This window comes from Aurantimonas aggregata (assembly GCF_010500835.1).
GTDB classification, from domain to species: Bacteria; Pseudomonadota; Alphaproteobacteria; order Rhizobiales; family Rhizobiaceae; genus Aurantimonas; species Aurantimonas aggregata.
This window is the reverse complement of the sequence record NZ_JAAAMJ010000015.1, coordinates 37,166-62,321: the sequence shown is the minus strand read 5'-3', so window position 1 is coordinate 62,321 and position 25,156 is coordinate 37,166. Positions and strand designations below refer to the sequence as shown.

The 25,156-nt window shown below is 67.0% G+C and carries 21 protein-coding genes; 12 read left to right on the top strand and 9 right to left on the bottom strand.

The genetic code is table 11. The features are described 5' to 3' along the window. The first annotated feature begins 21 nt into the window (after positions 1-21). Positions 22-1,281, top strand: a complete 1,260-nt coding sequence (rho, locus tag GTW51_RS16915; RefSeq protein WP_163045217.1) for a transcription termination factor Rho — start codon at positions 22-24, stop codon at positions 1,279-1,281. A gap of 142 nt (positions 1,282-1,423) precedes the next feature. Then, a complete protein-coding gene (locus GTW51_RS16910) occupies positions 1,424-1,900 on the top strand; it encodes a YbaK/EbsC family protein (RefSeq protein ID WP_163045216.1) in 477 nt (158 codons plus the stop codon). A 29-nt stretch (positions 1,901-1,929) separates the two neighbouring features. On the opposite strand, the gene GTW51_RS16905 is transcribed toward GTW51_RS16910, so the two are convergent. Then, entirely contained in the window at positions 1,930-3,960 is a 2,031-nt protein-coding gene (locus tag GTW51_RS16905) for a thioredoxin domain-containing protein (RefSeq protein WP_163045215.1), read from the bottom strand. A gap of 200 nt (positions 3,961-4,160) precedes the next feature. Between GTW51_RS16905 and mnmE the strand changes: the two genes are divergently transcribed. The 5 genes from mnmE (at position 4,161) to GTW51_RS16880 (ending at position 10,268) form a co-directional block, all read left to right on the top strand. Beyond that, complete coding sequence (gene mnmE, locus GTW51_RS16900) at positions 4,161-5,588, top strand: tRNA uridine-5-carboxymethylaminomethyl(34) synthesis GTPase MnmE (protein WP_163045214.1); 1,428 nt, start codon at positions 4,161-4,163, stop codon at positions 5,586-5,588. 184 nt (positions 5,589-5,772) lie between these two features. Continuing rightward, complete coding sequence (mnmG, locus tag GTW51_RS16895) at positions 5,773-7,665, top strand: tRNA uridine-5-carboxymethylaminomethyl(34) synthesis enzyme MnmG (RefSeq protein WP_163045213.1); 1,893 nt, start codon at positions 5,773-5,775, stop codon at positions 7,663-7,665. Beyond that, positions 7,655-8,344: a 16S rRNA (guanine(527)-N(7))-methyltransferase RsmG gene (rsmG, locus tag GTW51_RS16890; protein WP_163045212.1), complete on the top strand. Its 690-nt coding sequence runs from the start codon at positions 7,655-7,657 to the stop codon at positions 8,342-8,344. Before mnmG ends, rsmG begins: the two co-directional genes overlap by 11 nt. A 114-nt stretch (positions 8,345-8,458) precedes the next feature. Next, the gene (locus tag GTW51_RS16885) at positions 8,459-9,244 is read left to right on the top strand and encodes a ParA family protein (RefSeq protein ID WP_163045263.1); all 786 of its coding nucleotides are present in this window, start codon (positions 8,459-8,461) and stop codon (positions 9,242-9,244) included. 55 nt (positions 9,245-9,299) lie between these two features. After that, on the top strand, positions 9,300-10,268 hold the full coding sequence (locus tag GTW51_RS16880) for a ParB/RepB/Spo0J family partition protein (protein ID WP_163045211.1): 969 nt from the start codon (positions 9,300-9,302) through the stop codon (positions 10,266-10,268). A 46-nt stretch (positions 10,269-10,314) separates the two neighbouring features. Here the strand turns inward: GTW51_RS16880 and holA are convergent, their stop codons facing one another. From holA to leuS, 3 genes are all read right to left on the bottom strand, one after another. Next, the gene (gene holA / locus GTW51_RS16875; RefSeq protein ID WP_163045210.1) at positions 10,315-11,358 is read right to left on the bottom strand and encodes a DNA polymerase III subunit delta; all 1,044 of its coding nucleotides are present in this window, start codon (positions 11,356-11,358) and stop codon (positions 10,315-10,317) included. A gap of 68 nt (positions 11,359-11,426) precedes the next feature. Beyond that, positions 11,427-11,975 (bottom strand): hypothetical protein, encoded by a 549-nt coding sequence (locus tag GTW51_RS16870; RefSeq protein WP_163045209.1) that lies wholly within the window; start codon positions 11,973-11,975, stop codon positions 11,427-11,429. Next, a complete protein-coding gene (gene leuS / locus GTW51_RS16865) occupies positions 11,962-14,571 on the bottom strand; it encodes a leucine--tRNA ligase (protein WP_163045208.1) in 2,610 nt (869 codons plus the stop codon). Before leuS ends, GTW51_RS16870 begins: the two co-directional genes overlap by 14 nt. 144 nt (positions 14,572-14,715) lie before the next feature. On the opposite strand from leuS, the gene GTW51_RS16860 reads away from it, so the two are divergent. The 3 genes from GTW51_RS16860 to GTW51_RS16850 all read left to right on the top strand — a co-directional run bounded on the left by GTW51_RS16860 (position 14,716) and on the right by GTW51_RS16850 (position 17,052). Beyond that, positions 14,716-15,390, top strand: coding sequence for a YggS family pyridoxal phosphate-dependent enzyme (locus GTW51_RS16860; RefSeq protein ID WP_163045207.1), 675 nt, complete (start codon positions 14,716-14,718; stop codon positions 15,388-15,390). A 137-nt stretch (positions 15,391-15,527) separates the two neighbouring features. Then, positions 15,528-16,601, top strand: a complete 1,074-nt coding sequence (locus GTW51_RS16855) for an AI-2E family transporter (RefSeq protein ID WP_163045206.1) — start codon at positions 15,528-15,530, stop codon at positions 16,599-16,601. Between the two features lie 55 nt (positions 16,602-16,656). After that, on the top strand, positions 16,657-17,052 hold the full coding sequence (locus GTW51_RS16850; RefSeq protein WP_163045205.1) for a DUF1761 domain-containing protein: 396 nt from the start codon (positions 16,657-16,659) through the stop codon (positions 17,050-17,052). 24 nt (positions 17,053-17,076) lie between these two features. On the opposite strand, the gene GTW51_RS16845 is transcribed toward GTW51_RS16850, so the two are convergent. Then, positions 17,077-17,622 (bottom strand): glyoxalase superfamily protein, encoded by a 546-nt coding sequence (locus GTW51_RS16845; protein ID WP_163045204.1) that lies wholly within the window; start codon positions 17,620-17,622, stop codon positions 17,077-17,079. Between the two features lie 335 nt (positions 17,623-17,957). Here GTW51_RS16845 and acs point away from each other — a divergent pair, with 335 nt between their 5' ends. Further along, entirely contained in the window at positions 17,958-19,907 is a 1,950-nt protein-coding gene (gene acs, locus GTW51_RS16840; RefSeq protein ID WP_163045203.1) for an acetate--CoA ligase, read from the top strand. Between the two features lie 587 nt (positions 19,908-20,494). Here the strand turns inward: acs and GTW51_RS16835 are convergent. The 4 genes from GTW51_RS16835 to GTW51_RS16820 form a co-directional block, all read right to left on the bottom strand. Continuing rightward, positions 20,495-21,370: a PRC-barrel domain-containing protein gene (locus tag GTW51_RS16835; protein WP_246233232.1), complete on the bottom strand. Its 876-nt coding sequence runs from the start codon at positions 21,368-21,370 to the stop codon at positions 20,495-20,497. Positions 21,371-21,599: 229 nt separating this feature from the next. Next, positions 21,600-22,874, bottom strand: coding sequence for an SAM-dependent methyltransferase (locus GTW51_RS16830; RefSeq protein WP_163045201.1), 1,275 nt, complete (start codon positions 22,872-22,874; stop codon positions 21,600-21,602). A gap of 126 nt (positions 22,875-23,000) precedes the next feature. Then, positions 23,001-23,474 carry a thermonuclease family protein gene (locus GTW51_RS16825; protein WP_343034042.1) on the bottom strand — a complete coding sequence of 158 codons (474 nt, stop codon included), beginning with the start codon at positions 23,472-23,474 and terminating at the stop codon, positions 23,001-23,003. Between the two features lie 221 nt (positions 23,475-23,695). Next, positions 23,696-23,920, bottom strand: a complete 225-nt coding sequence (locus tag GTW51_RS16820; protein ID WP_163045199.1) for a DUF1674 domain-containing protein — start codon at positions 23,918-23,920, stop codon at positions 23,696-23,698. A 293-nt stretch (positions 23,921-24,213) separates the two neighbouring features. On the opposite strand from GTW51_RS16820, the gene htpX reads away from it, so the two are divergent. Further along, on the top strand, positions 24,214-25,137 hold the full coding sequence (gene htpX, locus GTW51_RS16815) for a zinc metalloprotease HtpX (RefSeq protein WP_163045198.1): 924 nt from the start codon (positions 24,214-24,216) through the stop codon (positions 25,135-25,137). The last annotated feature ends 19 nt before the right edge of the window (positions 25,138-25,156 follow it).

The following is a 25,156-nucleotide window of genomic DNA, read 5'->3' as shown; positions in this document are numbered from 1 at the left end:
CCCCAAAGAGCATCCACCCGAATGAAGCTTCAGGACCTGAAGAACAAGAGCGCGCCGGAACTCATCGCGTTCGCCGAAGAAAACCACGTCGAGAATGCCTCGGTGTTGCGCAAGCAGGAATTGCTGTTCGCGATCCTGAAGCAGCTGGCCGCCGAGGAAGTCGAGATCGTCGGCGAAGGCGTCGTCGAGATCCTGCAGGATGGCTTCGCCTTCCTGCGCTCGCCGGAAGCCAACTACCTGCCGGGACCGGACGACATCTACGTGTCGCCCTCGCAGATCCGCAAGTTCCAGCTGAAGACCGGCGACACGGTCGAGGGGCCGATCCGCAGCCCCAAGGAAGGCGAGCGGTATTTCGCGCTTCTCAAGGTCAACACAATCAATTTCGACGACCCCGAGAAGATCCGCTACAAGAGCCATTTCGACAATCTGACGCCGCTCTATCCGGACGAGCGCTTCAAGATGGAGCTCGACGATCCGACCGCGAAGAAGGATCTGTCGGCCCGGGTCATCGACCTCGTCGCCCCGCTCGGCAAGGGCCAGCGCGGCCTGATCGTGGCGCCGCCGCGTACCGGCAAGACGGTGCTCCTGCAGAACATCGCCCATTCGATCACCGCCAACCATCCGGAATGCTACCTCATCGTGCTGCTCATCGACGAGCGGCCGGAGGAAGTCACCGACATGCAGCGTTCGGTGAAGGGCGAGGTCGTCTCCTCGACCTTCGACGAGCCCGCGACGCGCCACGTCGCCGTCGCCGAGATGGTCATCGAGAAGGCCAAGCGCCTGGTCGAGCATGGCCGCGACGTCGTCATCCTGCTGGATTCGATCACCCGCCTCGGCCGCGCCTACAACACCGTCGTGCCGTCCTCCGGCAAGGTGCTGACCGGCGGTGTCGACGCCAACGCCCTGCAGCGGCCGAAACGCTTCTTCGGTGCGGCCCGAAACATCGAGGAAGGCGGCTCGCTGACGATCATCGCGACGGCGCTGATCGATACCGGCAGCCGCATGGACGAGGTCATCTTCGAGGAGTTCAAGGGCACCGGCAATTCCGAAATCGTGCTCGACCGCAAGGTCGCCGACAAGCGGATCTACCCGGCCATGGACATCCTCAAGTCCGGCACCCGCAAGGAGGACCTGCTGGTCCCGCGCCAGGAGCTGCAGAAGATCTTCGTGCTGCGCCGGATCCTCGCCCCGATGGGCACCACCGATGCGATCGAGTTCCTCAACGACAAGTTGAAGCAGACCAAGTCGAACTCGGATTTCTTCGACTCGATGAACACCTGACGCTGCCAAACGGCTCTGGTTTCGATGATCAAAACGGCGGCCTTTGGGTCGCCGTTTTCGTTTCCGCCTCAGCATCGTTCCACGCTTGACACCCGTGAGCCTGTTGCGAGAGGTCGGGGGTAACAGGAGAGGGAGCGTCGAAATGGCCCAGCGACCGGATGCGGTGGAGCGTGTGGCGGCGGATGCCGCGGCTAAAGGCCTGAAGATCAGCATCATCGAGACCGCGACCTCGGCCCGCTCCGCCGCGGAAGCCGCCGAGGCGGTCGGCGCGCAGGTCGGCCAGATCGTGAAGTCGCTGGTGTTTTGCGGCCGGGACAGCGGCGAGGCCTATCTCCTGCTGGTCTCGGGCGCCAACCGCGTCAACGAGGCGGCGATGGCCGCACTGCTCGGCGAAGCGCTGGAGCGGCCGGACGCGGATTTCGTCCGCACGGCCACCGGCTTTGCCATTGGCGGTGTCTCGCCGCTCGGCGGCTCCGGGCGGCTGCGCACGTTCATGGACGAGGATCTGTTCCAGTACGCGACGGTCTGGGCCGCAGCCGGCACGCCCCGCCACGTCTTCGAGGTGGTGCCGCTGCAGCTGCGCAGTGCCACCGGCGCCAGCGCCGGGCCGGTCACCTGAGGTTGTAGCTGCTGGTGGCTTGCGGCGGCTCAGCCCTCGCCAAGCAGCGCCTGCAATGCCGCCGCGTCGTAGACCGGCGCCCGGCAGACGCGATCCTCGCAGATATAGGCCGCCGGCAGGCGCGACGGATGCACCGCGGCAAGCGGCATATAGGCGGGCAGCTTCTCCGGCGCGTCGGTGATCAGGTCGAGCCGGTCGAGGTCGACCCGCGCCCGAGCGAGGTCCACCATCGCGATGAAGCCCGGATCGGCCGGATCGCCGATGATGCAGAGCTCGCTGCCCCGCCGCAGCCGCCCCGCTGCGGAAACGATGCCCGGCGCTCCGCCGGCGCCTTCCCCGAGACGGCCTGCTGCCAGCAGCGCCGCCTGCTCGGCCCGCTCGGCGATCTCGATCGAGCCGGTCGCCTGGGCGAGCATCGACAGCCCCTCGATCACCGTCGCCGTGCCGCTGGGCACCGCCTCGTCGTGATCGCCGCGCAGGCGGATCGGCACGTCGGAGGAATCCGAAGGGTTGAGATAGTGTCCGCCGGTGCCGTCAGCATGCCAGCGTTCGAGCTCGGCGGCGAAGAACGATGCGCGGTCAAGATACGAGCTGTCGAGCGTCGTCGCGAACATCGCTACGGCGGCCTGGATCAGCGTGCCGTAATCGGTGGAGAGCGCCAGCCCGGCGGTGCGCCCGTTGCGGGCTGCGTGTCGCAGCCGGCCATCGACGATCATATGCGTCGAGACATAGGCGAAGGCATCCTGCGCCATTTCCAGCGCCCGGGGGTTGCGGGTGGCGCGGGCGGCTTCCGCCAGCGCCCGGATGGCCATGCCGTTCCAGTCCGCCAGCACCTTGTCGTCGCGACCCGGACGGGTCCGCTCCGCCCGTGCATCGAGCAGCCGGTTGCGGGCCTTGGCAAAGTCCGGATCGGCGGAGGTCGCGCCCGGATGCAGGCGGTGCAGGATCGACTTGCCTTCCCAGTTGCCGCCCGCCGTCACGCCATAGGCGCGCTTGAACGCGGCGTCGGCGCCGCCGAGCACGTCATCGATCTCTTCTTCGGTCCAGACATAGAAGGCGCCCTCCTCCGGATGGCCTGTCGCATCGAGGCTGTCGGCGTCGAGCGAGGCGGCCAGCCCTCCACCCTTCACCCGCATCTCGCGGGCCAGCCAGTCGACCGTCTCGTCGATCCGGGTGCGGAACAGCACGTCGCCCGACGCGCGGTAGGCCCAGCCCAGATGGCGCAGGAACTGAGCGTTGTCGTAGAGCATCTTCTCGAAATGTGGCACCAGCCAGCGCTCGTCGGTCGCATAGCGGTGCAGCCCGCCGCCGACATGGTCGTAGATGCCACCCGAGCACAGCGAGCGCAGGGTCCGCACGAACGCGTCGCGATGCGTCGCCGGGCCGCCCTCGAAGCTGGAGCGGGCCAGCACCTCCATATACGGCGCATTCGGAAACTTCGGCGCGCCGCGGAAGCCGCCGAGCACGGGGTCGGTCAGCTGGATGATTCGGCCGGCAGCCGGCGCCACCCCCAGCGTGTCCAGTCGCCCGGCCTCGGCCGTAGTGGAGAGGAAGCCGGAAAGCCGGTCGAGAATGGCCGTGGCGCTGCCGTCGAGTTCCTCCCGCCGGTCCTGCCAGGCGGTCGCCACCGCCTCGAGCAGCTGCACGAAGCCGGGCCGCCCGTGGCTCGCCCGTTTGGGGAAATAGGTGCCGCCGAAGAACGGCCGCCCGTCCGGGGTGAGGAAAATCGTCATTGGCCAGCCGCCTTGCTCGCCCATCGCCTGCAGCGCCGTCATGTAGAGCTGGTCGATCTCCGGGCGTTCCTCGCGATCGACCTTCACGTTCACGTAAAGCCGGTTCATCACCGCGGCGACCTCCGGATCCTCGAAGCTCTCATGCGCCATGACGTGGCACCAATGGCAGGCGGCATAGCCGACCGACAGCAGGATCGGCCGATCGGTGGCGCGCGCCTCGTCGAGCGCGGCGTCCGACCACTCCCACCAATGTACCGGATTGTCCTTGTGCTGGATGAGATAGGGGCTGACGGCATTGGCCAGGCGGTTGCCGGATTGGTCGCTCATGGGCTTTCCCTTCGGGCGGTGTCGCCTTTAGGCTAACGCGGCGGCCTCGGCTTTCGAGGGCCGGAGCCGGCAATCCTTTTCGTCGCTGGCCATGTGCGTGGTAGAGAGCACCGTGCTGCAGCCCGATGCCCGTTTGCGAAGCCGCCGACGCCCTCTCGTGTGCCGGTGCCCCGATTGAAGCCCAATTGTTCGGAACTGCCATGCTCGCCGATACCATCGCCGCTTTGTCCACGGGTTCGCTCCCCTCGGGCGTTGCCGTGGTGCGCGTGAGCGGCCCGGCGGTCAGGGAGGCGCTGAGGCGGATCGCCGGCGACGTGCCGCCGGAGCGGCGCGCGAGCCTGCGCAGCTTCCGCGGGCCGGACCGCAGGCTGATCGATCGCGGCATCGCGCTGTTCTTCGCCGGGCCGCGCAGCGTCACCGGCGAGGACCTTGCCGAGTTTCATCTGCATGGCGGCCGCGCGGTGGTTGCAGCGCTGCTCGAGACGCTGACGGCGCTGCCGGGCATGCGCCTGGCCGTCGCCGGCGAGTTCACCCGCCGCGCCTTCGAGAATGGCCGTATCGATCTGACCGAGGCGGAAGGGCTGGCCGATCTTCTGGCCGCCGAGACCGAAGGCCAGCGGCGCATGGCGGTGGCGCAGGCCGGTGGTGCCTTGCGGGCCGTCTATGAGGGCTGGATGCAGCGCCTGACCCACGCGCGGGCGATGATCGAGGCTTCGTTCGATTTTGCCGACGAGGGCGATGTCGGCGCCGATGTGGGTGCCGACGTCGCGTCCGACATGCGCCGCCTTGCCGAAGACATGCGGGACCATCTCGCCAAGGCCGGGCGTGGCGAAATCCTGCGCGAGGGCTACAAGGTCGCCATCGTCGGCGCGCCGAATGCCGGCAAGTCCAGCCTTCTCAATGCGTTGGCTGACCGAGAGGTGGCGATCGTGACCGAGATTCCGGGCACGACGCGTGACGTGATCCAGGCAACGCTTGATCTGGGCGGTATCTCGGTGCGGTTTTCCGATACGGCTGGCATTCGCGAAACAACCGACCAAATCGAGGCTATCGGCGTCGAGCGCGCCCGGGAGGTCATGGCGGCGGCTGACCTCGTCCTGGTCCTCGTCGATCCGGATCAGGCACCGGGGCCGCTCGCTCGGCTGGGGGAACTGCTGACTCACGTGAAACACCCGATGATGCTGGCCGGGCGGGATGAGGTCGTGGAGGCACCTCCGCCGCCGCATAACCCACGCCGCCAGATCCTGACAGTGCGTACAAAGACCGACATGTCGCCGGCAGGTCTGTCCGCAGAGACTGCCGAGGAGCGAAACGACGTGCGCTTCGATGCCGCGATCTCGACGCAGACCGGGGAAGGCATGGTAGCGCTCGTCGAACGGATTGCCACGCTGGCAGCTGAGGCAGCCGGGGATCCCGACGAGGCGGTGCCCGTGCGGGTGCGCCATCGGGAGTTGGTGAGTGACGCGCTGCGGGTACTCGATCAGTATCTGGCCGACCCTTCGGTGCCGCCCGAGGTCGCCGCAGAGATGCTGCGGATGGCCGGGGATCGGCTGGGCGCACTGACCGGCCAGGTCGGCGTGGAAGAGCTGCTGGATGTCATCTTTTCAGAGTTCTGCATCGGAAAGTGAGATGACTCACGTGAAACCAGCCGCAGAACGACTCACGTGAAACGATGCGCGAGCCTTTTGTTGCCCGGAAGACCAGCGCGCACCCGTGGCTAGGCTGCGGCGTTGTTTCCGCCCCTTTTCGGGACTATAGCCTGAGATTCCCTTGATCTTCCGGGCACGGCCCGTCACGACCTCAGAGATGTCGATGTCCTTTTCTCCGGCGCATGCCGCTCCTTCCTCCTGCGACGTGCTGATCATCGGCGGCGGCCATGCCGGCTGCGAGGCGGCGAGTGCGGCGGCGCGGGCGGGCGCTGAGACGCTGCTGGTCACACATCGCTTCGATACGATCGGCGCGATGAGCTGCAACCCGGCCATTGGCGGGATCGGCAAGGGTCATCTGGTGCGCGAGATCGACGCGCTGGGCGGGCTGATGGGCCAGGTGGCCGATGCGGCCGGCATCCAGTTTCGTCTGCTCAATCGTAGCAAGGGACCGGCCGTGCGCGGACCCCGGACCCAGGCGGACCGCCGTCTGTATCGCGACGCTATGCAGGCGGCCATCGCTGCGCAGGCCGGGCTGACGGTCCTCGAGGCCGACGTCGCCGATCTGGCGCTGGACGACGCCAACCGCGTCACCGGCGTGATCCTCTCGGACGGCCGGACCATCGCCTGCCGCGCGGTGGTGCTGACGACCGGGACGTTCCTCTCCGGCCTCATCCATATCGGCGACCGCAAGATCCCGGCCGGCCGCATGGGCGAGGATCCGTCGACCGGTCTCTCCGGCACGCTGCGCCGGCTCGGCCTGCGGCTGGGGCGGTTGAAGACCGGCACGCCGGCACGGCTCGACGGGCGGACGATCGACTGGCGCGGCCTCGATCGGCAGGGTCCCGATGAGGACCCGGTGCCGTTCTCCTATTTGACCGGCAAGATCACCAACCCGCAGATCGATTGCGGCATCACCCGCACGACGCCCGAGACGCACCGGATCATCCGCGAGAACCTAGCCCGCTCGGCGCTTTACTCCGGCCAGATCGAGGGAGCCGGACCGCGCTATTGCCCGTCCATCGAGGACAAGATCGTCAAGTTCGGCGAGCGGGACGGTCACCAGATCTTCCTCGAGCCGGAGGGCCTGGACGACGAGACGATCTACCCAAACGGTCTCTCGACGTCCCTGCCAGAGGATGTCCAGGAAGCCTTCCTGCGGTCGATCCCGGGGCTCGAGCGCGTCACCGTGCTGAAGCCCGGCTATGCGATCGAGTACGACCATGTCGATCCGCGGGAGCTGGACCGTCACCTGGCGGTACGCTGCGCCGAGGGGCTCTACCTCGCGGGCCAGATCAACGGCACGACCGGCTACGAGGAGGCCGCGGCGCAGGGCCTCGTTGCCGGCCTCAATGCGGCGCGGCTCGCCGGCGGGTGCGAGCCGGTTTCGATCGGTCGGGCCGACGCTTATGTCGGCGTGATGATCGACGACCTGACCCGGACCGGGATCACCGAGCCCTATCGCATGTTCACCTCGCGGGCCGAGTTCCGCCTGTCGCTGCGGGCCGACAACGCCGATCGGCGCCTCACTCCGCTTGGGCTTTCGCTGGGGATCATCGATGCCGAGCGCCGCGCGGTCTTCGAGGCGAGCGAGGCGGCCCTGTTACAGGCACGCGCCCAGCTCGAGGCAGCGACCCTGACCCCGCCGGAGGCGGCGCGGCACGGTCTGGCGCTGAACCAGGATGGGCGCCGCCGTTCGGCGTGGCAGCTGCTGTCGCAGCCCGAGATCGGCCTTGACCGGCTTACGCAGATCTGGCCGGAATTCGGCGCGATCGCGGGGCCGCTGCGCGAGCGGATCGAGATCGAGGCGGGCTATGACGTCTATCTGGCGCGCCAGCGCCGCGATCAGGAGCGGCTGCGGCGCGACGAGAAACGGACGATCCCGCCAACGCTGGACTTCAACGCGCTTGCCGGACTGTCGAACGAGCTGCGCCAGAAGCTGTCGGAACGTCGGCCCGGGTCGATTGCCGAGGCCGAGCGGATCGACGGGATGACGCCGGCGGCACTGGCGATCATTCTCGTGGCCATTCGGCGCCGGGAGCTGGCCGATGCGGCCTAACCCGGCACCGCCCCAGAAGCAACGGACGAAGCGGCTTTCCAGCCAGGATGTGGCGGCTCTCCTCGCCGAGGATCGGGCGCGGGTTCTCGAACAGTTCACTGTTTCACGTGAAACGCTGGCGCGTCTGGATCGATACGTCGAGCTGCTCGTCACCTGGCAAGCCCGCGTGAACCTCATCGCGGCATCGACGATCGGCGAGGTCTGGACGCGACACGTGGCGGATTCGCTGTCGCTCGAGCGGCGTCTGCCGCCGTTCCAGCGCGCCGTCGACCTCGGATCCGGCGCCGGCTTTCCGGGATTGGTGATCGCATCGGTCCGCAATGGGGCGACTGTCGATCTCATTGAGAGCAATGCGAAAAAGGCGGCGTTCCTGCGGACCGTCCAGCGCGACGTCGATCTTGGCGGCGCCGTCCATGCCGCGCGGATCGAGGATTGCTGCGCGGCGCTGGCATCCGCGGATATCGTGACCGCGCGTGCCCTGGCGTCGCTGGACCAGTTGCTGGGGCTCGTCGCGCCGCATATCGCACCGACGACGCGCTGCTTCTTCGCCAAGGGGCGAAGTCATGAACAGGAAATTAACGCCGCGACTGCCCTTTGGCGATTCAGCATGGTAAAGCATGAATCGGAGCTCGAGGATGGTTCGGTCGTGCTCGAGATCGGTGACATTGCGCCGCGTTGAGCGGGCCTCGGCAAGGACGAGCGTCATGCGGATCGAGCGAGATGGCGGCCTGCAGAACCGTTCGAACACGCGCGAGGCGGAAACGGGCCGATGGACATGGTAGCCGGGCGGTCGATGCGGATCATCACCATAGCGAACCAGAAGGGCGGCGTCGGCAAGACGACGACGGCGATCAACCTCGCCACGGCCCTTGCCGCGATCGGCAAGCGGACGCTGCTGGTCGATCTCGATCCGCAGGGCAACGCCTCGACCGGCCTCGGCATCGAGAAGGATGACCGCGAAGTCTCCTCCTACGACGTGCTGATGGAAACCGCCTCGATCACCGAGGCTGCGATGCCGACGGCGGTGCCCAACCTATCGGTCGTCGCCTCGACGCTGGATCTTCTCGGCCTCGAGATGGAAATCGCCGGCGCCACCGGCCGCGCCTATCGGCTGCGCGATGCGCTGCATTTCCATCAGGTGGAAGCGCCGCTGTTCGATTTCGTCCTGGTCGACTGCCCGCCGTCACTGAACCTTCTGACGATCAACGCCATGGCCGCGGCGGATTCGATCCTCGTGCCCCTGCAGTGCGAGTTCTTCGCGCTGGAAGGGCTCAGCCAGTTGCTGCAGACGGTCGAGCAGGTGCGGGATTCGCTGAACCCGACGCTCGACCTGCACGGCATCGTGCTGACGATGTATGACGGCCGCAACAATCTGGCGGCGCAGGTGGTGCGGGACGTGCGCGCCTACATGGGCGAACATGTCTATGACACGATCATTCCGCGCAATGTCCGGGTGTCGGAGGCGCCATCCTTCGGCAAGCCGGCGATCCTCTACGACATGAAGTGCTCCGGCAGTCAGGCCTATATCCGGCTTGCCTCCGAGATCATCCAGCGCGAACGCAAGCTGGTGGCGGCATGAGCGTGGCGAGACAATCGGGGGCGCCGGCAGGCCGCATGAGCAGGGGGAAACGGGCATGACCGAAGACAGATCGCGGCAGCGGCTCGGGCGGGGCCTCGCCTCGCTGATCGGCACCGGCGCCGCCGCACCCTCCCGCGCGGTGCCGGGCTTTCCGGCAGCCGAGCCGGCGATCCCGGCCGAGCGCCATATCGGGATCGACAAGCTCACGGCCAATCCGAACAATCCGCGCCGGCGCTTCGACGACGGCGAGCTGCAGGACCTGGCGGCGTCGATCCGCAACCACGGCGTGGTGCAGCCGCTGCTGGTACGCCCCAGCCCCGGCGAGAGCGACCGGTTCGAGATCGTCGCCGGCGAGCGGCGCTGGCGTGCGGCGCGGCTCGCGGGTCTCGTCGAAGTGCCGGTGGTCCTGCGCGACATCGGCGACCGGCAGTCGCTCGAGATCGCCATCATTGAGAACGTCCAGCGCTCCGACCTCAACGCGGTCGAAGAGGCGCTGGCCTACGAGCAGCTGATCAGCGAGCACGGCTATACCCAGTCCGACCTCGCGGACGTGCTCGGCAAGAGCCGCAGCCACGTTGCCAACACGCTGCGGCTCCTGAAGCTGCCGGACGAGGTCCGGGAGATGGTGGTTTCCGGCACGCTCTCCGCTGGCGCCGCGCGCACGGTGGTGACCGCCGAGGATCCGCTCGCCGTGGCCCGCGAGATCGTGTCCCGCGGGCTCAGCGTTCGGGAAGCCGAGGATCTCGCACGCGGGCCTTCGGCGGAACCTCTCGCCAAGCCGGCGAAGCCCCGCCGCAATGCTTCCGTTCCGGTGAAGACCGAGAAGGACGAGGATGCGCAGGCGCTGGAGCGGCTGCTGTCCGAGACGCTCGGCATGGCGGTGGAGATCGAGGTCGACGGCGAGGGCGGCTCGGTCCGCATCGCCTATGCCGATCTCGAACAGCTCGACGCGCTGTGCGGCCTGCTGCAGGCACATGCCCGCAGTCGCCTGCAGGGTGGCGAGCCCCGCCTGCGCTCGCTTTGAACTCTGCCGATTTTCGCCTGTTCCACGTGAAACAGCGCGCCGCGCTTTAGCTGCGGCGGGCCTTCAGCCGCGCCGCCTCGACGGCGACGTCGAGCAGCGTGCGGCGCGTGATCGTCAGCGCCAGGCTACTTTCCTTGCGGCTGGCCAGGATATCGGCCTCGATCCGGCGCAATGTCGCGCCGATCCGTTCCAGCGGCCAGGCGGCCAGTGCCACTTCCATGGCATGGCGCCGGCGGAAATGCGGGCGCCGCCGCTCGACGACCCGGCCGATCGGTTCGCCGCCCCGTTCGACCATCTCGCGCATTGCCTGCAGCTGCTGGAAATAGCGCAGCAGCGCCTGGTGCAGCTGGAAGGTCGCGGTGCCCGCCGTCACCAGCCGGTCGACGAGATGCGGCAGGCGCCGTACCTCGCCGCTGGCGGTGGCGTCGATCGTCTCTTCCAGCGTGTCGGCCGAGACGTCTCCGACGACCGCCCGCACGTCCTCCTCGACGACGCCGGTTGCGCCCAGCGCGTAGAGACAGAGCTTGCGGATTTCGCCGCGCGAAGCGAGGCGGTTGGCGCCGAGGCGGGAGCGCAGCTCGTCGCGCGCCGACCGGTCGATCGTCAGGCCGCTTGCGGTAAACTCCTCGTCGATCATCTGGTCGAGGGCCCGGCCCTCGTCCTGGTAGCAGGGCAGCGCCATGGCGAAGCGGGAGCGTTCGACGCTGGTGCGCAGCGCCGCGCTCTTCTTCAGGTCGCCGGCCTCGACGATCAGCACCGCGCCTTCGAGCTTTTCCTCCGCCAGCGTCGCAACGGCTTCGGCGAGCGCCTTGCCGGCCCCTGCCCCGCGCACGCGGATCAGCCGTTTGCCGCCGAACAGCGACATCGTCCGGGCCTCGTCGTAAAGACGGCCGACATCCTTCTCGAGATCGTCCGCCGACAAACGCACCGCCGCGAACGGGTCGTCCGGGTCTACTCCGGACTGCGCAGCGATCTTGTCGGAGCGTTCGGAAACGAGACCCGGATCGGGACCGTAGAGGAGGATGACCGGAAAGGAGAAATCCGGCCGCGACAGGAAGGCCTCGACCTCGCCAGCCTTTTTCTGCGCCATGGCCCGTTATCCGTTCCGATGCGGGCAAGGGGTTTTCACCCGCCTTGGTACCACCTTCCGCGCGGTGGTCAGCCGCCGGCTTCCTGCAGCGCCCGCACGATCGGGATCTCCAGCTTGGCCGCGAGGTCCTCGGCCGCCTGCTGACGCGCGTCGAGAAGCGCGCGCTGGCTCTGGTAGAGCTGGTTGGTGCGATCGAACGGTACGGTCGAGTTGCGGGTTGCGGTGTCGATCACCTGACCGTCGGACAGACGCACCAGTCGGTAGGTGCCGTTCATCCGGTAAAGCGAGGAAGTGAGCACGCCGCCCGCCTCGATGGCAAGGCCGGTCTCTCCACCGCTGACGATCAGCCGAACTTCGTAAAGGGGCTGGGCAACCCGCGCGCCCTGGTTCAGGCGGAACAGAAGCGCGTTGCGCACCACCTGAGCGGTGCGCGTGTTGCTTTCGGTAATGGCGATCCTGCCCCGCAGCGACTCGAGCCGCCCGTCCGGTGCCAGGGCGGAGACCGTGGCGGAATCCGTGCCGTAGAGCGGCCGCGCCGTGCAGGCGGGCAACACGGCCAGGGCTATGGCCAGCGCGGCGAGGACAGCGCGGGGTCGAACCCGATCAGAGGACGACATTGACGATTCTCCCGGGGACGACCACGACGCGCTTGGGTACCTGGCCGGCAAGAGCGGAGCGGACGACCTCCAGCTCCAGCGCGGCCTTTTCAATCTCAGGTTTGCCGGCGGTTGCGGCAATGGTCAAGTCGGCGCGCTTCTTGCCGTTGATCTGGACCGGCATGAGGACCGTGTCGTCCTTCAGCAGGGCCGGATCCACGTCAGGCCAGACCGCGGCGGCGGCGAAGCCGTCATGGCCGAGCACCCGCCAGCATTCCTCGGCGAGATGCGGCATCATCGGCGCGATCAGCCGCACGAGGATCGACAGCGCTTCGGCGGCCGCCGCCGTCAGGGCGCGATCGTTCGCCGAGGCCAGCCCGCCGAAGGAAACCGACAGCGTGTTGACCAGCTCGTAGATGCGCGCGACGGCCTTGTTGAAGGCGAGGCGCTCGATGTCGTCGGCAACGCCCGCAGCGGCCCGATGGGCGGCGCGCCGGACGGCCAGCGCCGCCTCGCCGCCGCCTGCCCCGGCCGGATCGGCGCCCATAACGTGCGGGGCAGCCTCGTTGACCAGCCGCCAGAGCCGCTGCACGAAGCGATGCGCGCCCTCGACGCCGGCCTCGGTCCAGATCACGTCGCGCTCGGGCGGCGAATCCGACAGCATGAACCAGCGGGCCGTATCGGCGCCGTAGGAAGCGATGATGTCGTCCGGGTCGACGACGTTCTTCTTCGACTTCGACATCTTCTCGATGCCGCCGATCTCGAGCGCCGCGCCGTTCGACAGGCGCTTCGCGACCCGGCCCGCGTCGGTCTCGGTAATCACCACGTCGGCCGGGGCGACCCAGTCGCGCTCGCCCTCACGATAGGTCTCGTGGACCACCATGCCCTGCGTGAACAAGCCCTTGAAGGGCTCGTCGAGATCGAGATGGCCGCAGGCCCGCATCGCCCGGACGAAGAAGCGCGAATAGAGCAGATGCAGGATCGCGTGCTCGATGCCGCCGATATACTGGTCGACCGGCAGCCAGGCATTGGCGGCCTGCGGGTCGGTCGGCTCATCGGCACGTGGCGCGGTGAACCGCGCGAAATACCACGAGGAGTCGACGAACGTGTCCATCGTGTCGGTTTCGCGCCGGGCCGGGCCGCCGCATTGCGGGCAGGTCGTGTCGCGCCAGGTCGGGTGGCGATCCAGCGGGTTGCCGGGCTTTTCGAAGTCGATGTCGTCGGGCAGTACCACCGGCAGGTTGTCGCGCGCCTCGGGCACGACGCCGCAGGCATCGCAATGCAGCACCGGGATCGGACAGCCCCAATAGCGCTGGCGCGAGATGCCCCAGTCGCGCAGGCGGAAATTGGTCTCGCGGCTGCCCCAGCCCTCGCGTTCGAAGATCGCCAGCGTCTGGTCCATCGCCTCCTGGCAGGTGAGGACCGTGCCGGCCTCCCCGACCCAGCGGACATATTTCACCGTCGCGGTCTTCGGCGGCACGAAGGCGGTGTCGCCAACGGTCTCCTCGCTCTCCAGCGGGACGAAGACGTCCAGCACCGGCAGGCCGTATTTGCGGGCGAAGTCGAGATCGCGCTGGTCATGGGCGGGGCAGCCGATGATCGCGCCGGTGCCGTAATCCATCAGCACGAAATTGGCGATGTAGAGCGGCATCAGCCAGTTCGGGTCGGCCGGATGCGCCACCTTGATGCCGGTGTCGAAGCCGAGCTTCTCGGCCGTGTCGATTTCCGCCTGGGTGGTGCCGAGCTTGCGGCACGTCTCCACGAAGGCAGCGACAGCCGGCCGTTCGGCCGCCAGCGCCGCGGCCAGCGGATGGTCGGCGGCGATGGCCGCGAAGGTCGGGCCGAACATCGTGTCGGGCCGGGTGGTGAAGACCGGGAGCGTGTCGAAGCCGTCCGGCGCGCCGACGAGGCCGAAGGAGAAGCGCAGGCCCTCGGACTTGCCGATCCAGTTCTTCTGCATGACCCGGACCTTTTCCGGCCAGCCCGGCAGGTCGTCGAGCGCCGACAGGAGGTCCTCGGCATAGTCGGTGATGCGGAAGAACCACTGGGTCAGCTCGCGCTGCTCGACCTCGGCACCGGAGCGCCAGCCCTTGCCGTCGATCACCTGCTCGTTGGCGAGCACGGTCATGTCCACCGGGTCCCAGTTGACCTTCGACTTCTTCCGATAGGCGAGGCCCTTTTCCAGCAGGTCGAGGAAGAGCATCTGCTGGCGGTGGTAGTACTCGACGTCGCAGGTGGCGAACTCGCGCGACCAGTCGAGCGACAGGCCCATCGACTTCAGCTGGCCGCGCATCGTCGCGATGTTCTGGTAGGTCCACTCGCGCGGATGCACCTTGTTCTGCATCGCGGCGTTCTCGGCCGGCATGCCGAAGGCGTCCCAGCCCATCGGGTGCAGGACGTTGAAGCCCTTGGCCCGCCGATAGCGCGCCACGACGTCGCCCATCGCGTAATTGCGCACGTGGCCCATGTGGATGCGCCCCGACGGATAGGGGAACATCTCGAGGACGTAGTATTTCTCGCCGGGGTCCTCGGTGCGCGTCTCGAAGAGCTTCGCCTCGTCCCAGGATGTCTGCCAGCGTGGTTCGGCGGCGCGCGGATTGTAGCGTTCGGTGGTCATGCGGCGTTGGGGGGCCCTGTTCGTCGGAAGCCGACGTGATAAGTCGACGCTGACTTACCCTTATGTCGGCGCCGCGTTCAACATCGGCGTCCGTTGATTCTCTGCCGCAGGCGGCAAAACCGGCCATTCGGGCAACGAGGCAACATGAGCGACGCCATTCTCGAACGTTACCAGCAGGTCTGCGGATCGATCCGCGCCGCCGCCGAGGCCGCCGGCCGGGCCGCCGACGCGGTGACCCTCGTCGCTGTGTCGAAGACCCATGACGCAGACGCGATCCGCCCGGTCATCGAGGCGGGGCAGCGCGTCTTCGGCGAGAACAAGGTACAGGAGGCGAAAGCCAAGTGGCCGGCGCTGCGCGAAGAGTTCCCGGACATCGAATTGCGGCTGATCGGCCCGCTGCAGTCCAACAAGGCGGGCGAGGCGGTGGCACTGTTCGACGTCATCGAGAGTGTCGACCGCGAGAAGATCGCCCGCGAGATCGGCAAGGAGATGGCCAAGCAGGACCGCCACCCGCGCCTCTACGTCCAGGTCAATACCGGCGAGGAGGCCCAGAAGGCCGGCATCGCGCCCGGCGAGGCGGTCGCCTTCGTCGCGCGCTGCCGCAGCGAATACGGGCTCGCGATCGAGGGGCTGATGTGCATCCCGCCGGCCGAGGAGAACCCGGGCCCGCATTTCGCCCTGCTCGAGAAGCTGGCGAAGGAAGCAGGGCTGTCGAAACTGTCGATGGGCATGTCCGGCGACTACGAGACCGCTATCGGCTTCGGCGCAACCTCGGTGCGGGTCGGCTCGGCGATCTTCGGAGCGCGCGACTACGGATGAGCGTTTCGTCATCTTCCTGTTCCTTGAATGGCTCACCCTGCGGCAGAAATGACCCGGTGTTGGCGATTGCGCGGAACCGGGCTCAGCGCTCGTTGCTTCTCCCAAGGGGGACAGGCCCCTTCTAAAGGGATTTTTCCATGCAGGTTCCACAACGCGATGCCGAATATGCCCGGCGAACATTGATCGCTGCCGGCATCGTCATCGCGCTCGCGGCCGGGACCGCGCTCGTCTGGATGGCATCGGAAGCCATCTTCCTCGTATTCGCCGGCCTGCTGCTTGCCGCGGTATTTTCCGGGCTTGCATCGCTTCTCCACAAGACCGGACTGCCGAAGAAGGCAGGACTGGTCGCGGTGATCCTCTTGCTGCTGGGGCTGATCGCAGGGGGTTTTGCCTGGGGCGGATTTACCATCGTCCAGCAGTTCAGCGACCTTACCACCCTCGTCGAGGAGCAACTCAACCGGGTACCCGGACTGTTGGACGAGATGGATATTCCGGTCGGCGAGGAGGAGGCCGAGGACGGCATGCGGAACCTCCTGCCCGATCCGGGCCGGATCTTCTCGTCCGCCGTCACGATCGCAGGCGGCATCGGCAACGTCTTCATCGCCTTCTTCATCGCGGTGTTCATTTCCTGGCAGCCCGGTCTCTACCGGCGCGGCGTGGCCAGTCTCTTCGCCCAGTCGAAGCGCCGCCGCATCGACGAGACGTTGGTCAAGAGCAGCCATACGCTGGTGCTGTGGCTTGCCGGGCAGGCCATCTCGATGGCGACGATCTTCCTCGTGACGCTCGGGGCCCTCTACGCGATCGGCATGCCGAATGCGTTCCTGCTCTCCCTGCAGGCAGGCCTATTCGCCTTCGTCCCGACAATAGGTCCCTTCGTCGCCGGTGCCGTGATCGTCCTGTCCGGGTTTGCGGTCAGCACGGAGATGGCGCTGTACGGTCTTGGTGCCTACATCCTGATCCAGGGCATCGAGAGCAACGTGACGCAGCCGGTGGCGCAGCGCTGGACGAGCGCGCTTCCCCCAGCCCTCACCCTGGGTGCCCAGTTGATCTTTGGCGTATTGTTCGGCCTCGTCGGGGTGATCCTCGCCGTCCCGGTCGTCGCGGTGCTGAAGACCATCGTCGAGGAACTCTATATCAAGGATACGCTCGGGGGCCCCTACGACAAGGAGGCCGAGACTGCGGAAGCCGACGCTGCGATCGCTGCACAGTGAACCTCAGCGCTGTTCGACCGTTCCTTCGCATCCTGTCCGTCGAAAGGCCTTTCCCATGAGTTTCACCGGTTTCAGCCCGCTCGGCGTCATTGTCGCCGCCCTCCTCGCCTTCGCTTTCGGCTTCGGCTGGCATCGCGCGGTGGAGAAGTCGTGGATGACAGCCAGCGGCTATGGCGGCCGCCCGGCGCTGAAATTCGGGCCACTGGCGATCGTCTTTCTCGCCGAACTGGTGATGGCCGCGGCGCTGGCCGGCATCGTCGGCCATATCGGCGCAGTCACCATCGGCAACGCTCTGATCACCGGCGTCTTGATCTGGGCCGGCTTCGTCCTGACGACGATCGTCGTCGATCATTCCTACGAGGCACGGTCCCGCAAGCTGACCTATCTCAACGCTGCGCACTGGTTCGGCGTCATCGTCATCATGAGCGTGGTGATCGGCCTTTTTGGGTAACAGACTCCACAAGCGGGTGCGTAATCAGCCGGGCTTGAGCTCCATGAATCGGATGCGGTTGTTGAACGGGTCGGTGACCTGCAGCTCCAGCCGCGAGCCCTCATCCTGCAATCCCGGCTTCATGTAGCGGTAGTCCTGCGCCGCCAATTCCCGGTGAAGCGCGCGAATGCCGATCATGTAGACGCACATGTTGCCGCCCGGCGTCGCGTCGCCGGCGTGTTCGGAGAGGTGCAACCGGAGCCCGGCGCGCGAAACCTGCATGTAGAGCGGGAAATTGTCGCCGTAGCGATGCTCCCAGTCCACTGTAAAGCCGAGAAAGCCGAGATAGAACTCCCTCGCCTTGCCCACGTCGAAGATCCGCACGATCGGCACCGCCTGCTCGAAGGCCATCCCGGCCATGTCGGGCTCGGCGGCGCCCCCTCGATTCGCTGCGAGGATGTTCCAGTTCGCCAGTCCGAACTGGCGCGCCACGATTTCCAGCGCTTCACTGTGGGTGATTGTTAGTTTGCGTTCGGCAAGCGCCGTCCGCAGCTCCTTAGCCATGGCCTTGGCATCGCGATGATCGCGCATGTCCGCTCCCTCGTCCGGCGAAGTGTCCGTCGGCGCCCGCATTGCCAACGCCTTCGCCCGACGGTTGAGACGGTCAGGAAGGAGAAGTGGAGGCGTTCGCCATGCCCCTTCGGGGCGCGGGCTGCTGGCCGCCTCCGGCCATTTCTGCAGTCTAGATGCGGGAATTGTCTGTGTCAGCAGGAATCCCGCATCGGCAACGTGGTGGGGCAACTTGATCCAGACAGGGCTCGTGTCCCGCGAAAGTCTAACCCCCGCGAACTGGACCCTCGACGACGTTTCAAACTAAGTTGCCCGCCAAATGCCGGCGTCATACCGGCGCGACGGGAGGAACGAGCATGACGACGATCCAGGTCAAGGACGAGTGGAAGGCCGATGCCAAGCTGACCGAGGATGAGTATCGTGACTGGTACCGCATCAGCGTCGAGGACCCGGACGGCTTCTGGGGCGAGCACGGCAAGCGCGTCGACTGGATCAAGCCCTATACCAAGGTGAAGAACACTTCCTTCGCGCCCGGCAATGTCGACATTCGCTGGTTCGAGGATGGCACGCTGAACGTTTCGGCCAACTGCATCGACCGTCATCTGGCGATGCGCGGCAACCAGACGGCGATCCTGTGGGAAGGCGACGATCCGGCCGACAGCCGCGCGATCAGCTATCGCGAGCTGCACGGCGAGGTCTGCCGGATGGCCAATGTCCTGCTGGCCAACGGCGTCAGGAAGGGCGATCGCGTCACCATCTACATGCCGATGATCCCGGAGGCGGCGGTCGCGATGCTCGCGTCGGCGCGCATCGGCGCGGTGCATTCGGTAGTGTTCGGCGGGTTCTCGCCCGACGCGCTGGCGGGACGGCTCGAGGGCGCGCAGTCCTCGGTGCTGATCACCGCCGATGAGGGACTGCGCGGTGGCCGCAAGGTGCCGCTGAAGAAGAATGCCGACCGCGCCTGCGAGATCGCCGCCGCGGCCGGCCAGGACGTCAGGACCGTGCTGGTGGTCCGGCGCACCGGCGGCGAAGTGGCCTGGCAGGACGGGCGCGACGTCTGGTGGCACGAGGCGCGCGAGGAAGTCTCTGCCGACTGCCCGCCTGCCGAGATGGGCGCCGAGGACCCGCTGTTCATCCTCTATACGTCGGGTTCCACGGGCAAGCCGAAGGGCGTGTTGCACACCTCCGGCGGCTATCTCGTCTACGCCTCGATGACCCACGAATATGTCTTCGATTACCACGAGGGCGACATCTACTGGTGCACGGCCGATGTCGGGTGGGTGACCGGCCACAGCTACATCGTCTACGGCCCGCTCGCCAACGGCGCGACGACGCTGATGTTCGAGGGCGTGCCGAACTACCCGGACGCGTCGCGCTTCTGGCAGGTCGTCGACAAGCACAAGGTCAACATCTTCTACACTGCGCCGACGGCGATCCGCGCGCTGATGGGCGCCGGCGACGACAAGGTGCTGTCGACCTCTCGCGCCAGCCTTCGCGTGCTCGGCTCGGTCGGCGAGCCGATCAACCCGGAAGCCTGGACCTGGTACTACCGGGTGGTCGGCGAGGAGCGCTGCCCGGTGGTCGACACCTGGTGGCAGACCGAGACCGGCGGCATCCTGATCACGCCGCTGCCCGGCGCCATCGCCCTCAAGCCGGGTTCGGCGACGCTGCCGTTCTTTGGCGTCCAGCCGCAGCTGGTCGACAACGAGGGCGCCGTCATCGAGGGCGAGGGCGCCGGCAATCTGTGCATCACCGATTCCTGGCCGGGCCAGATGCGCACCGTCTATGGCGACCACGAGCGCTTCGAGCAGACCTATTTTTCGACTTATCGGGACAAGTACTTCACCGGCGACGGCGCCCGCCGCGACGCCGACGGCTACTGGTGGATCACCGGCCGGGTGGACGACGTGCTCAACGTCTCGGGCCACCGCATGGGCACAGCCGAGGTGGAATCCGCGCTCGTCTCTCATCCCAAGGTCTCGGAAGCCGCCGTGGTCGGCTATCCGCACGACCTCAAGGGCCAGGGCATCTATTGCTACGTGACGCTGATGGAGGGCGAGAACGAGACGGAGGAACTGCGCAAGGAACTTGTCGCGCATGTCCGCAACGAGATCGGCCCGATCGCCTCGCCCGACAAGATCCAGTTCGCGCCGGGCCTGCCGAAGACCCGCTCGGGCAAGATCATGCGCCGGATCCTCAGAAAGATCGCCGAAGACGATTTCGGCGCGCTGGGCGACACCTCGACATTGGCCGATCCCGGCGTGGTGGAGGACCTCGTCGAGCACCGGCAGAACCGCAAGGGGTAAGGCTGCGCCAGCCTTTGTCGCCGGGCGCGACGGGGGGCTAGCCCTCATCACCCTACCGCCAGTGGCTTGGCACACCGACCCTCTCGGCGTCATCCCCGGGCTCGACCCGGGGACCCATTCCAAATCGTCTGAGCCGCCAACAAACCCTTAACGGCGTTGCCGTTGAGCCTCCCATTCCGCCTGCACCGCCAAGACCTTGCGTGAAACTGGCGCAAAATGCGCCAGGCTCTTGCACTGCCGCATTTTTCTTCCCATACTTGCTTCGTGTTCAACGAAGCGAAAGGAGGTGATCCAATGTCGAGTGATTTCCAGGTACCGGTTGGGTCTCAGTATCTTGGCAACGCGGCGGAGCAGCCTCCTCGCTTCGTATAAAGATATGCAGATCCGGATTTCGGTCTGACGACCTCCGGTAATTGAGACATCACGGGGCCGCTTCCTGGAAACAGGGAGCGGCCTTTTGATTGTGCGGTGCCCGCTTCGACCGACCAGAGACCTGCCGATACGAAAAAGGCCCGCGCCACCAAGGGTGGCACGGGCCTTCGTCGTGTCAGGGGCGGCGGACCGGAGCCCGCCACCGCACAGATTGCTTACTGAGCCGGCGCGTCGCTGGTCGGCGCCATGCCGGTGCCGGTTGCCGGCGTCGTCGGCGCAGCGCCGGTGGCAGCCGCGTCGTCATCCATGTCGGTCGCCACTTCGCCGTAGGCCGGCGCGTTCTCGAGCTCTTCACGCGTCACGTTGAGCACGATCCGGTCCGGCAGGTTGTCCTCGCCGACGACCGGGGTCACGGTCTCCGTCGTCGAAGCGGTCATGTCGGCACCACCGGCCGGAGCGGCGGGATCGGCTGCCATACCGCCAGCGGCGGGTGCTGCAGCTTCTTCGGTCGCTTCGGCTTCAGCCTCGGTCGGCAGGCCTTCGGTCTTGCCCGGGCCGAACTCGAGCGCGTCCATGGACACGGCGACATCCTTCTCGCCAATGCCGAGGAAGCCGCCGACACCAACGAGGACGGCCATCACTTCACCCTGCTCGGACAGCAGGACGTCGCTGATGGAGCCGATGCTTTCGCCGTCAGCCCCGTAGACATCCTTGCCTTCGAGGTCGGACGCGCGCCATGCGCCGGTCGGCGGGACGGTGACGAACGGACCTTCGCCAGCAGACGCCATGTCGGTGCCAGTGCTCACGGCCGGGGTCGACGCCGTGTCAGTATCCATGTCCATGTCAGGAGTTTCAGCCGTGTCAGACTCGGCCTCGGCCGGCGGCGTAACCGTGTCGGTTGCCGTCGTGGTGGAGTCCATCGTGGCGCCGCCGGCATCCGGGGAAGCCGCTGGCTCCATCGACTGGGCCGGTGCCGATTCGTCGGACATCGACGGGGTTTCGGTGGTGGCCGGGGCGGTCGTGCCCTGTGCGAAGGCAGCGAACGGCATGACGACGCCGGCGAGAAGGACGGGGAGAAGGGTCTTGCGCATGGTTCGGTTCTCCAACAGTTGATCGTGGAGAAAGAATGTATGCCGCCCGTACTGGTTCCCGCCAAAATCGACAAGAATCGTCAAGACCGGCGAACGACGCATTGTAGGCGGGCGGGCGCCGTTTCTTCGCCACAATCAAGAAACGTCGGCGAAGAAGGTGCCGAACGATTGCTGCCTCGGCCGCGGGGGCGCTCCGCGGTCAAACGCCGTTCGCCGGCTGACGGTGATCTCAGGCGTAGAGGTCGCGCCGTGTCGGCGGCAGGCCGCTGGGCCCCTTGGAGCGCTTCGAGGCCAGCGTCTGGTAGATCAGGAGGCCGCCCCGCTCGAAGCCGAGCGAGACGCCGGCCAGATAAAGCAGCCACAGCCGCGCCCGTTCCTCGCCGGCGATCGCCGACGCCTCGTCCATGCGGGCGGCCAGCCGGTCATGCCAGAGGCGGCAGGTGCGGGCATAATGCTCCCGCCAGTTTTCGACGTCGTGGACCTCGAAGCGGTGCTTCTCGAGCATCTGCGTCGAATGGCCGACATGGTCGAGTTCGGCGCCGGGGAAGATGTAGCGGATGATCGCCGCATATTCCTTCGTGCCCTTGCGAAATTTCGCATCCGTCGCCTTGGCCGGCCGCGTGATGGCGTGGTGGAGATAGAGGCCGTTCGGCCGCAGCAGGCCCCGCACGGCCTTGAAATAGGCATCGTGATTGTCCCAGCCGACATGCTCGAACATACCGATCGAGGCGATCTTGTCGAACGTGCCGGTGAGGTCCTGGAATGGCTTCAGCTCGATAGTCACCTTGTCCGACAGGCCCTTGGCGGCGATGCGTTCGCGGGCGAGATCGTATTGCGCCTGGCTCAGCGTCACGCCGTGGCCGGTGACGCCGTAATGCTCGGCGGCGTGGATCAGGAGGGCGCCCCAGCCGCAGCCGATGTCGAGGAAGCGCTCGCCTGGCCCGAGCCGCAGCTTGCGGCAGATCATGTCGAGCTTGTCGTGCTGCGCCCTGTCGATATCGTCGTGCCAGCCGTCGAAATAGGCGCAGGAATAGAGCATGCGCTCGTCGAGGAAGAGCCGGTAGAAATCGTTCGAAATGTCGTAGTGGAACTGGATCGCCGCCATCGACGAGCCGCTGGCGCCGGCGCCATCGCCGGCCTGCGCCGCCGCCTGTCGCTTGCCCTGCCGCGAGAGGCCGTAGAGCGCCGGCAGGGCAGCCGCGATCTTGATCTTGTCGAGCTGCTTCAGGGCATCGCGCGTCTTGACGCCGGAACGCGCGCCGGCGATGTCGAAGATCGTCCCGCCCTCGATGTCGACGGCACGGGACATCCAGAGCTCGACGGCCGTGGCGATGCGCGGGCTGAGGGCCAACCGCGCCAGCGCCGCAGGATCGTTGAGGGCGAGGACAGGCCCATCCGCCAGACCGATGCGCTCGCCGGTCCATAGCCGCACGGCGATCTTCGGCTGGAAGGCCGCGACGGCCTCGCGCACGATGGCCTCGAGTTTCGCTTCGCCCGTCGCCATCGCCCATTCCCGTTTCACGTGAAACTGCTCGCAAGCCACTGCTCTGCGCATATCGCGGCAGGGGCGCAACGGCAATCGTCAGGTGCGGTTTGGGCGCCAGGCGACACGTCGCCTAGCCGATCAGGATCAGCCGGGGCTGAGTGTGCCTGCTTCGACCGCGCTCAGATCCTGGCCGTCGGCGCCGGTGCACCAGTCGCGGCGCTTGCCGCCGCCATAGGGGGCGACAAGGCCTTCGCGGAGCAGGATCCTGGCGAGATCGGGATGGTCGGCGGTCGACAGCGTCGCCAGCACGCGGCCAAAATACTTGTCGCCGGAGATATCGGCCAGTGTGACGGGCTGATCGCCCACGAGGGCCGACAACCGATCGGTGGCTCTGGCCGCGGCGGCCTTCTCGGCATCGCACTTGCCGCGATGCTCGGGCGCGTCGATGCCCTGCAGCCGCACCGCGACCTGCACGGCCTGCATCGGCCAGACGAACGCCTCGACCTCGACCGTGTCGCCGTCGCGGACCTTGATGACCCGCGCTTCGACGGGACCGGCGATCTTCCGCGGATAGCGGTCGTCAGCCGCCGCCGGTGACCAGATCGATGACGCGAGCACCGACGCGATGATGCAACCGGAAAGAGTGGAGCGCGAAGGAAGCAATGAGCACTGCCGGCGAATCAATGACGATGCCGGATAATATTCCTATACTGCTTCCTGCGCAATCGGGTTGCGGCTGCCGGAGTATCTGACCTAGAGGCATGTGCCGCCGCCGGTGGCGTTCGATCTAGGATACGAGGCCCACAATCAGCGGGCGAGATTCCGTCCGTCGCTGGCCCTCAGAAGTCGGAGGTGATGCCGTTCTTCTCCCAGTCGCCATAACGGACGGGCTCTGGTCCCTTCGGGCCGTTCACCTCGGTCGGGCGCTCGGTCGCGCCGGCAGCGGCTTCCTGCAGGCGGCGCCGTTCGGCGGCTTCCGCCAACGCCCGGCGGGCCGCATCCGGCAGGTCGGCTCGCGCCGTCGGCGGCAATTCCGGCTGAACGCTATCGGGCGTTTCTATCATCGTCGTCCTCATCCGTGCGCGGCTGACGATGGCCGGTCCGCCACGCGTGCGCCGCAAGCCGGCATCGTCATGTGCCTCGCGATTCAGATAAGCATTGCGGCCGTTGGGTGAAGCCCCCTATGCCGGTGCGGGATCGTTTGCGACCACCCGCGTGTCATCAGAGGCATTCTCGAACAAGCCGAGCGCCCTTGGTCATGCGCTCCCAGCATTGAAGAAGCCCGCCGCGATCCCCAGATTTCCTGCCGACACGGCGCGATTTTGACGCGCGGCACGGACCGGAGGACGACCCTCGCATGAACATGATCAAGACGGCGATGCTGATTGCCTTCATGACCGCCCTTTTCATGGGGGTGGGATTCCTGATCGGCGGACGCGCCGGCTTGATGATCGCGTTCGTGGTCGCCGCCGGCATGAACCTGTTTTCCTACTGGAACTCGGACAAGATGGTGCTGCGGATGCACAATGCCCGCGAGGTCGACGCCCGCACCGCGCCGGAGCTCTACCGCATCGTCGAGGGCCTTTCGGCCAATGCCGACCTGCCGATGCCCAAGGTCTACGTGATCCAGAACCCGCAGCCGAACGCCTTTGCAACTGGCCGCAATCCGGAGAATGCTGCCGTCGCGGCGACGACGGGGCTGCTCGAGCGGCTGACCCCCGAGGAAGTTGCCGCCGTGATGGCGCACGAACTGGCGCATGTGCAGAACCGCGACACGCTGATCATGACGATCACTGCGACGCTCGCTGGCGCGATCTCCATGCTCGGCAATTTCGCCTTCTTCTTCGGCGGCAATCGCAACAACCCGCTCGGCATGGTCGGGCTGCTGGTCGGCATGCTCGTCGCGCCGTTTGCGGCGATGCTCGTCCAGATGGCGATCAGCCGGACGCGGGAATATTCCGCCGACCGGCGCGGCGCCGAGATCTGCGGCAATCCGCTCTGGCTCGCGACGGCGCTCGACAAGATCGCCAAGAGCGCCGGCCGCATCGTCAACCAGGATGCCGAGCGCAATCCGGCGAGCGCCCACATGTTCATCATCAACCCGCTGTCCGGCCAGCGCATGGACGGGCTGTTCTCGACCCATCCCAACCCGGCCAACCGCATCGCGGCGCTCGAGGCGATGGCGTCGGAGATGGGCATCGGCATCGGGCGGGCCGGCAACCAGCGCGTCGCGCCGCCGGCGGCATCCGCCAGTGGTACGCGCCGGGGACCCTGGGGTTGAGCGCCGGGACGGACGGCAA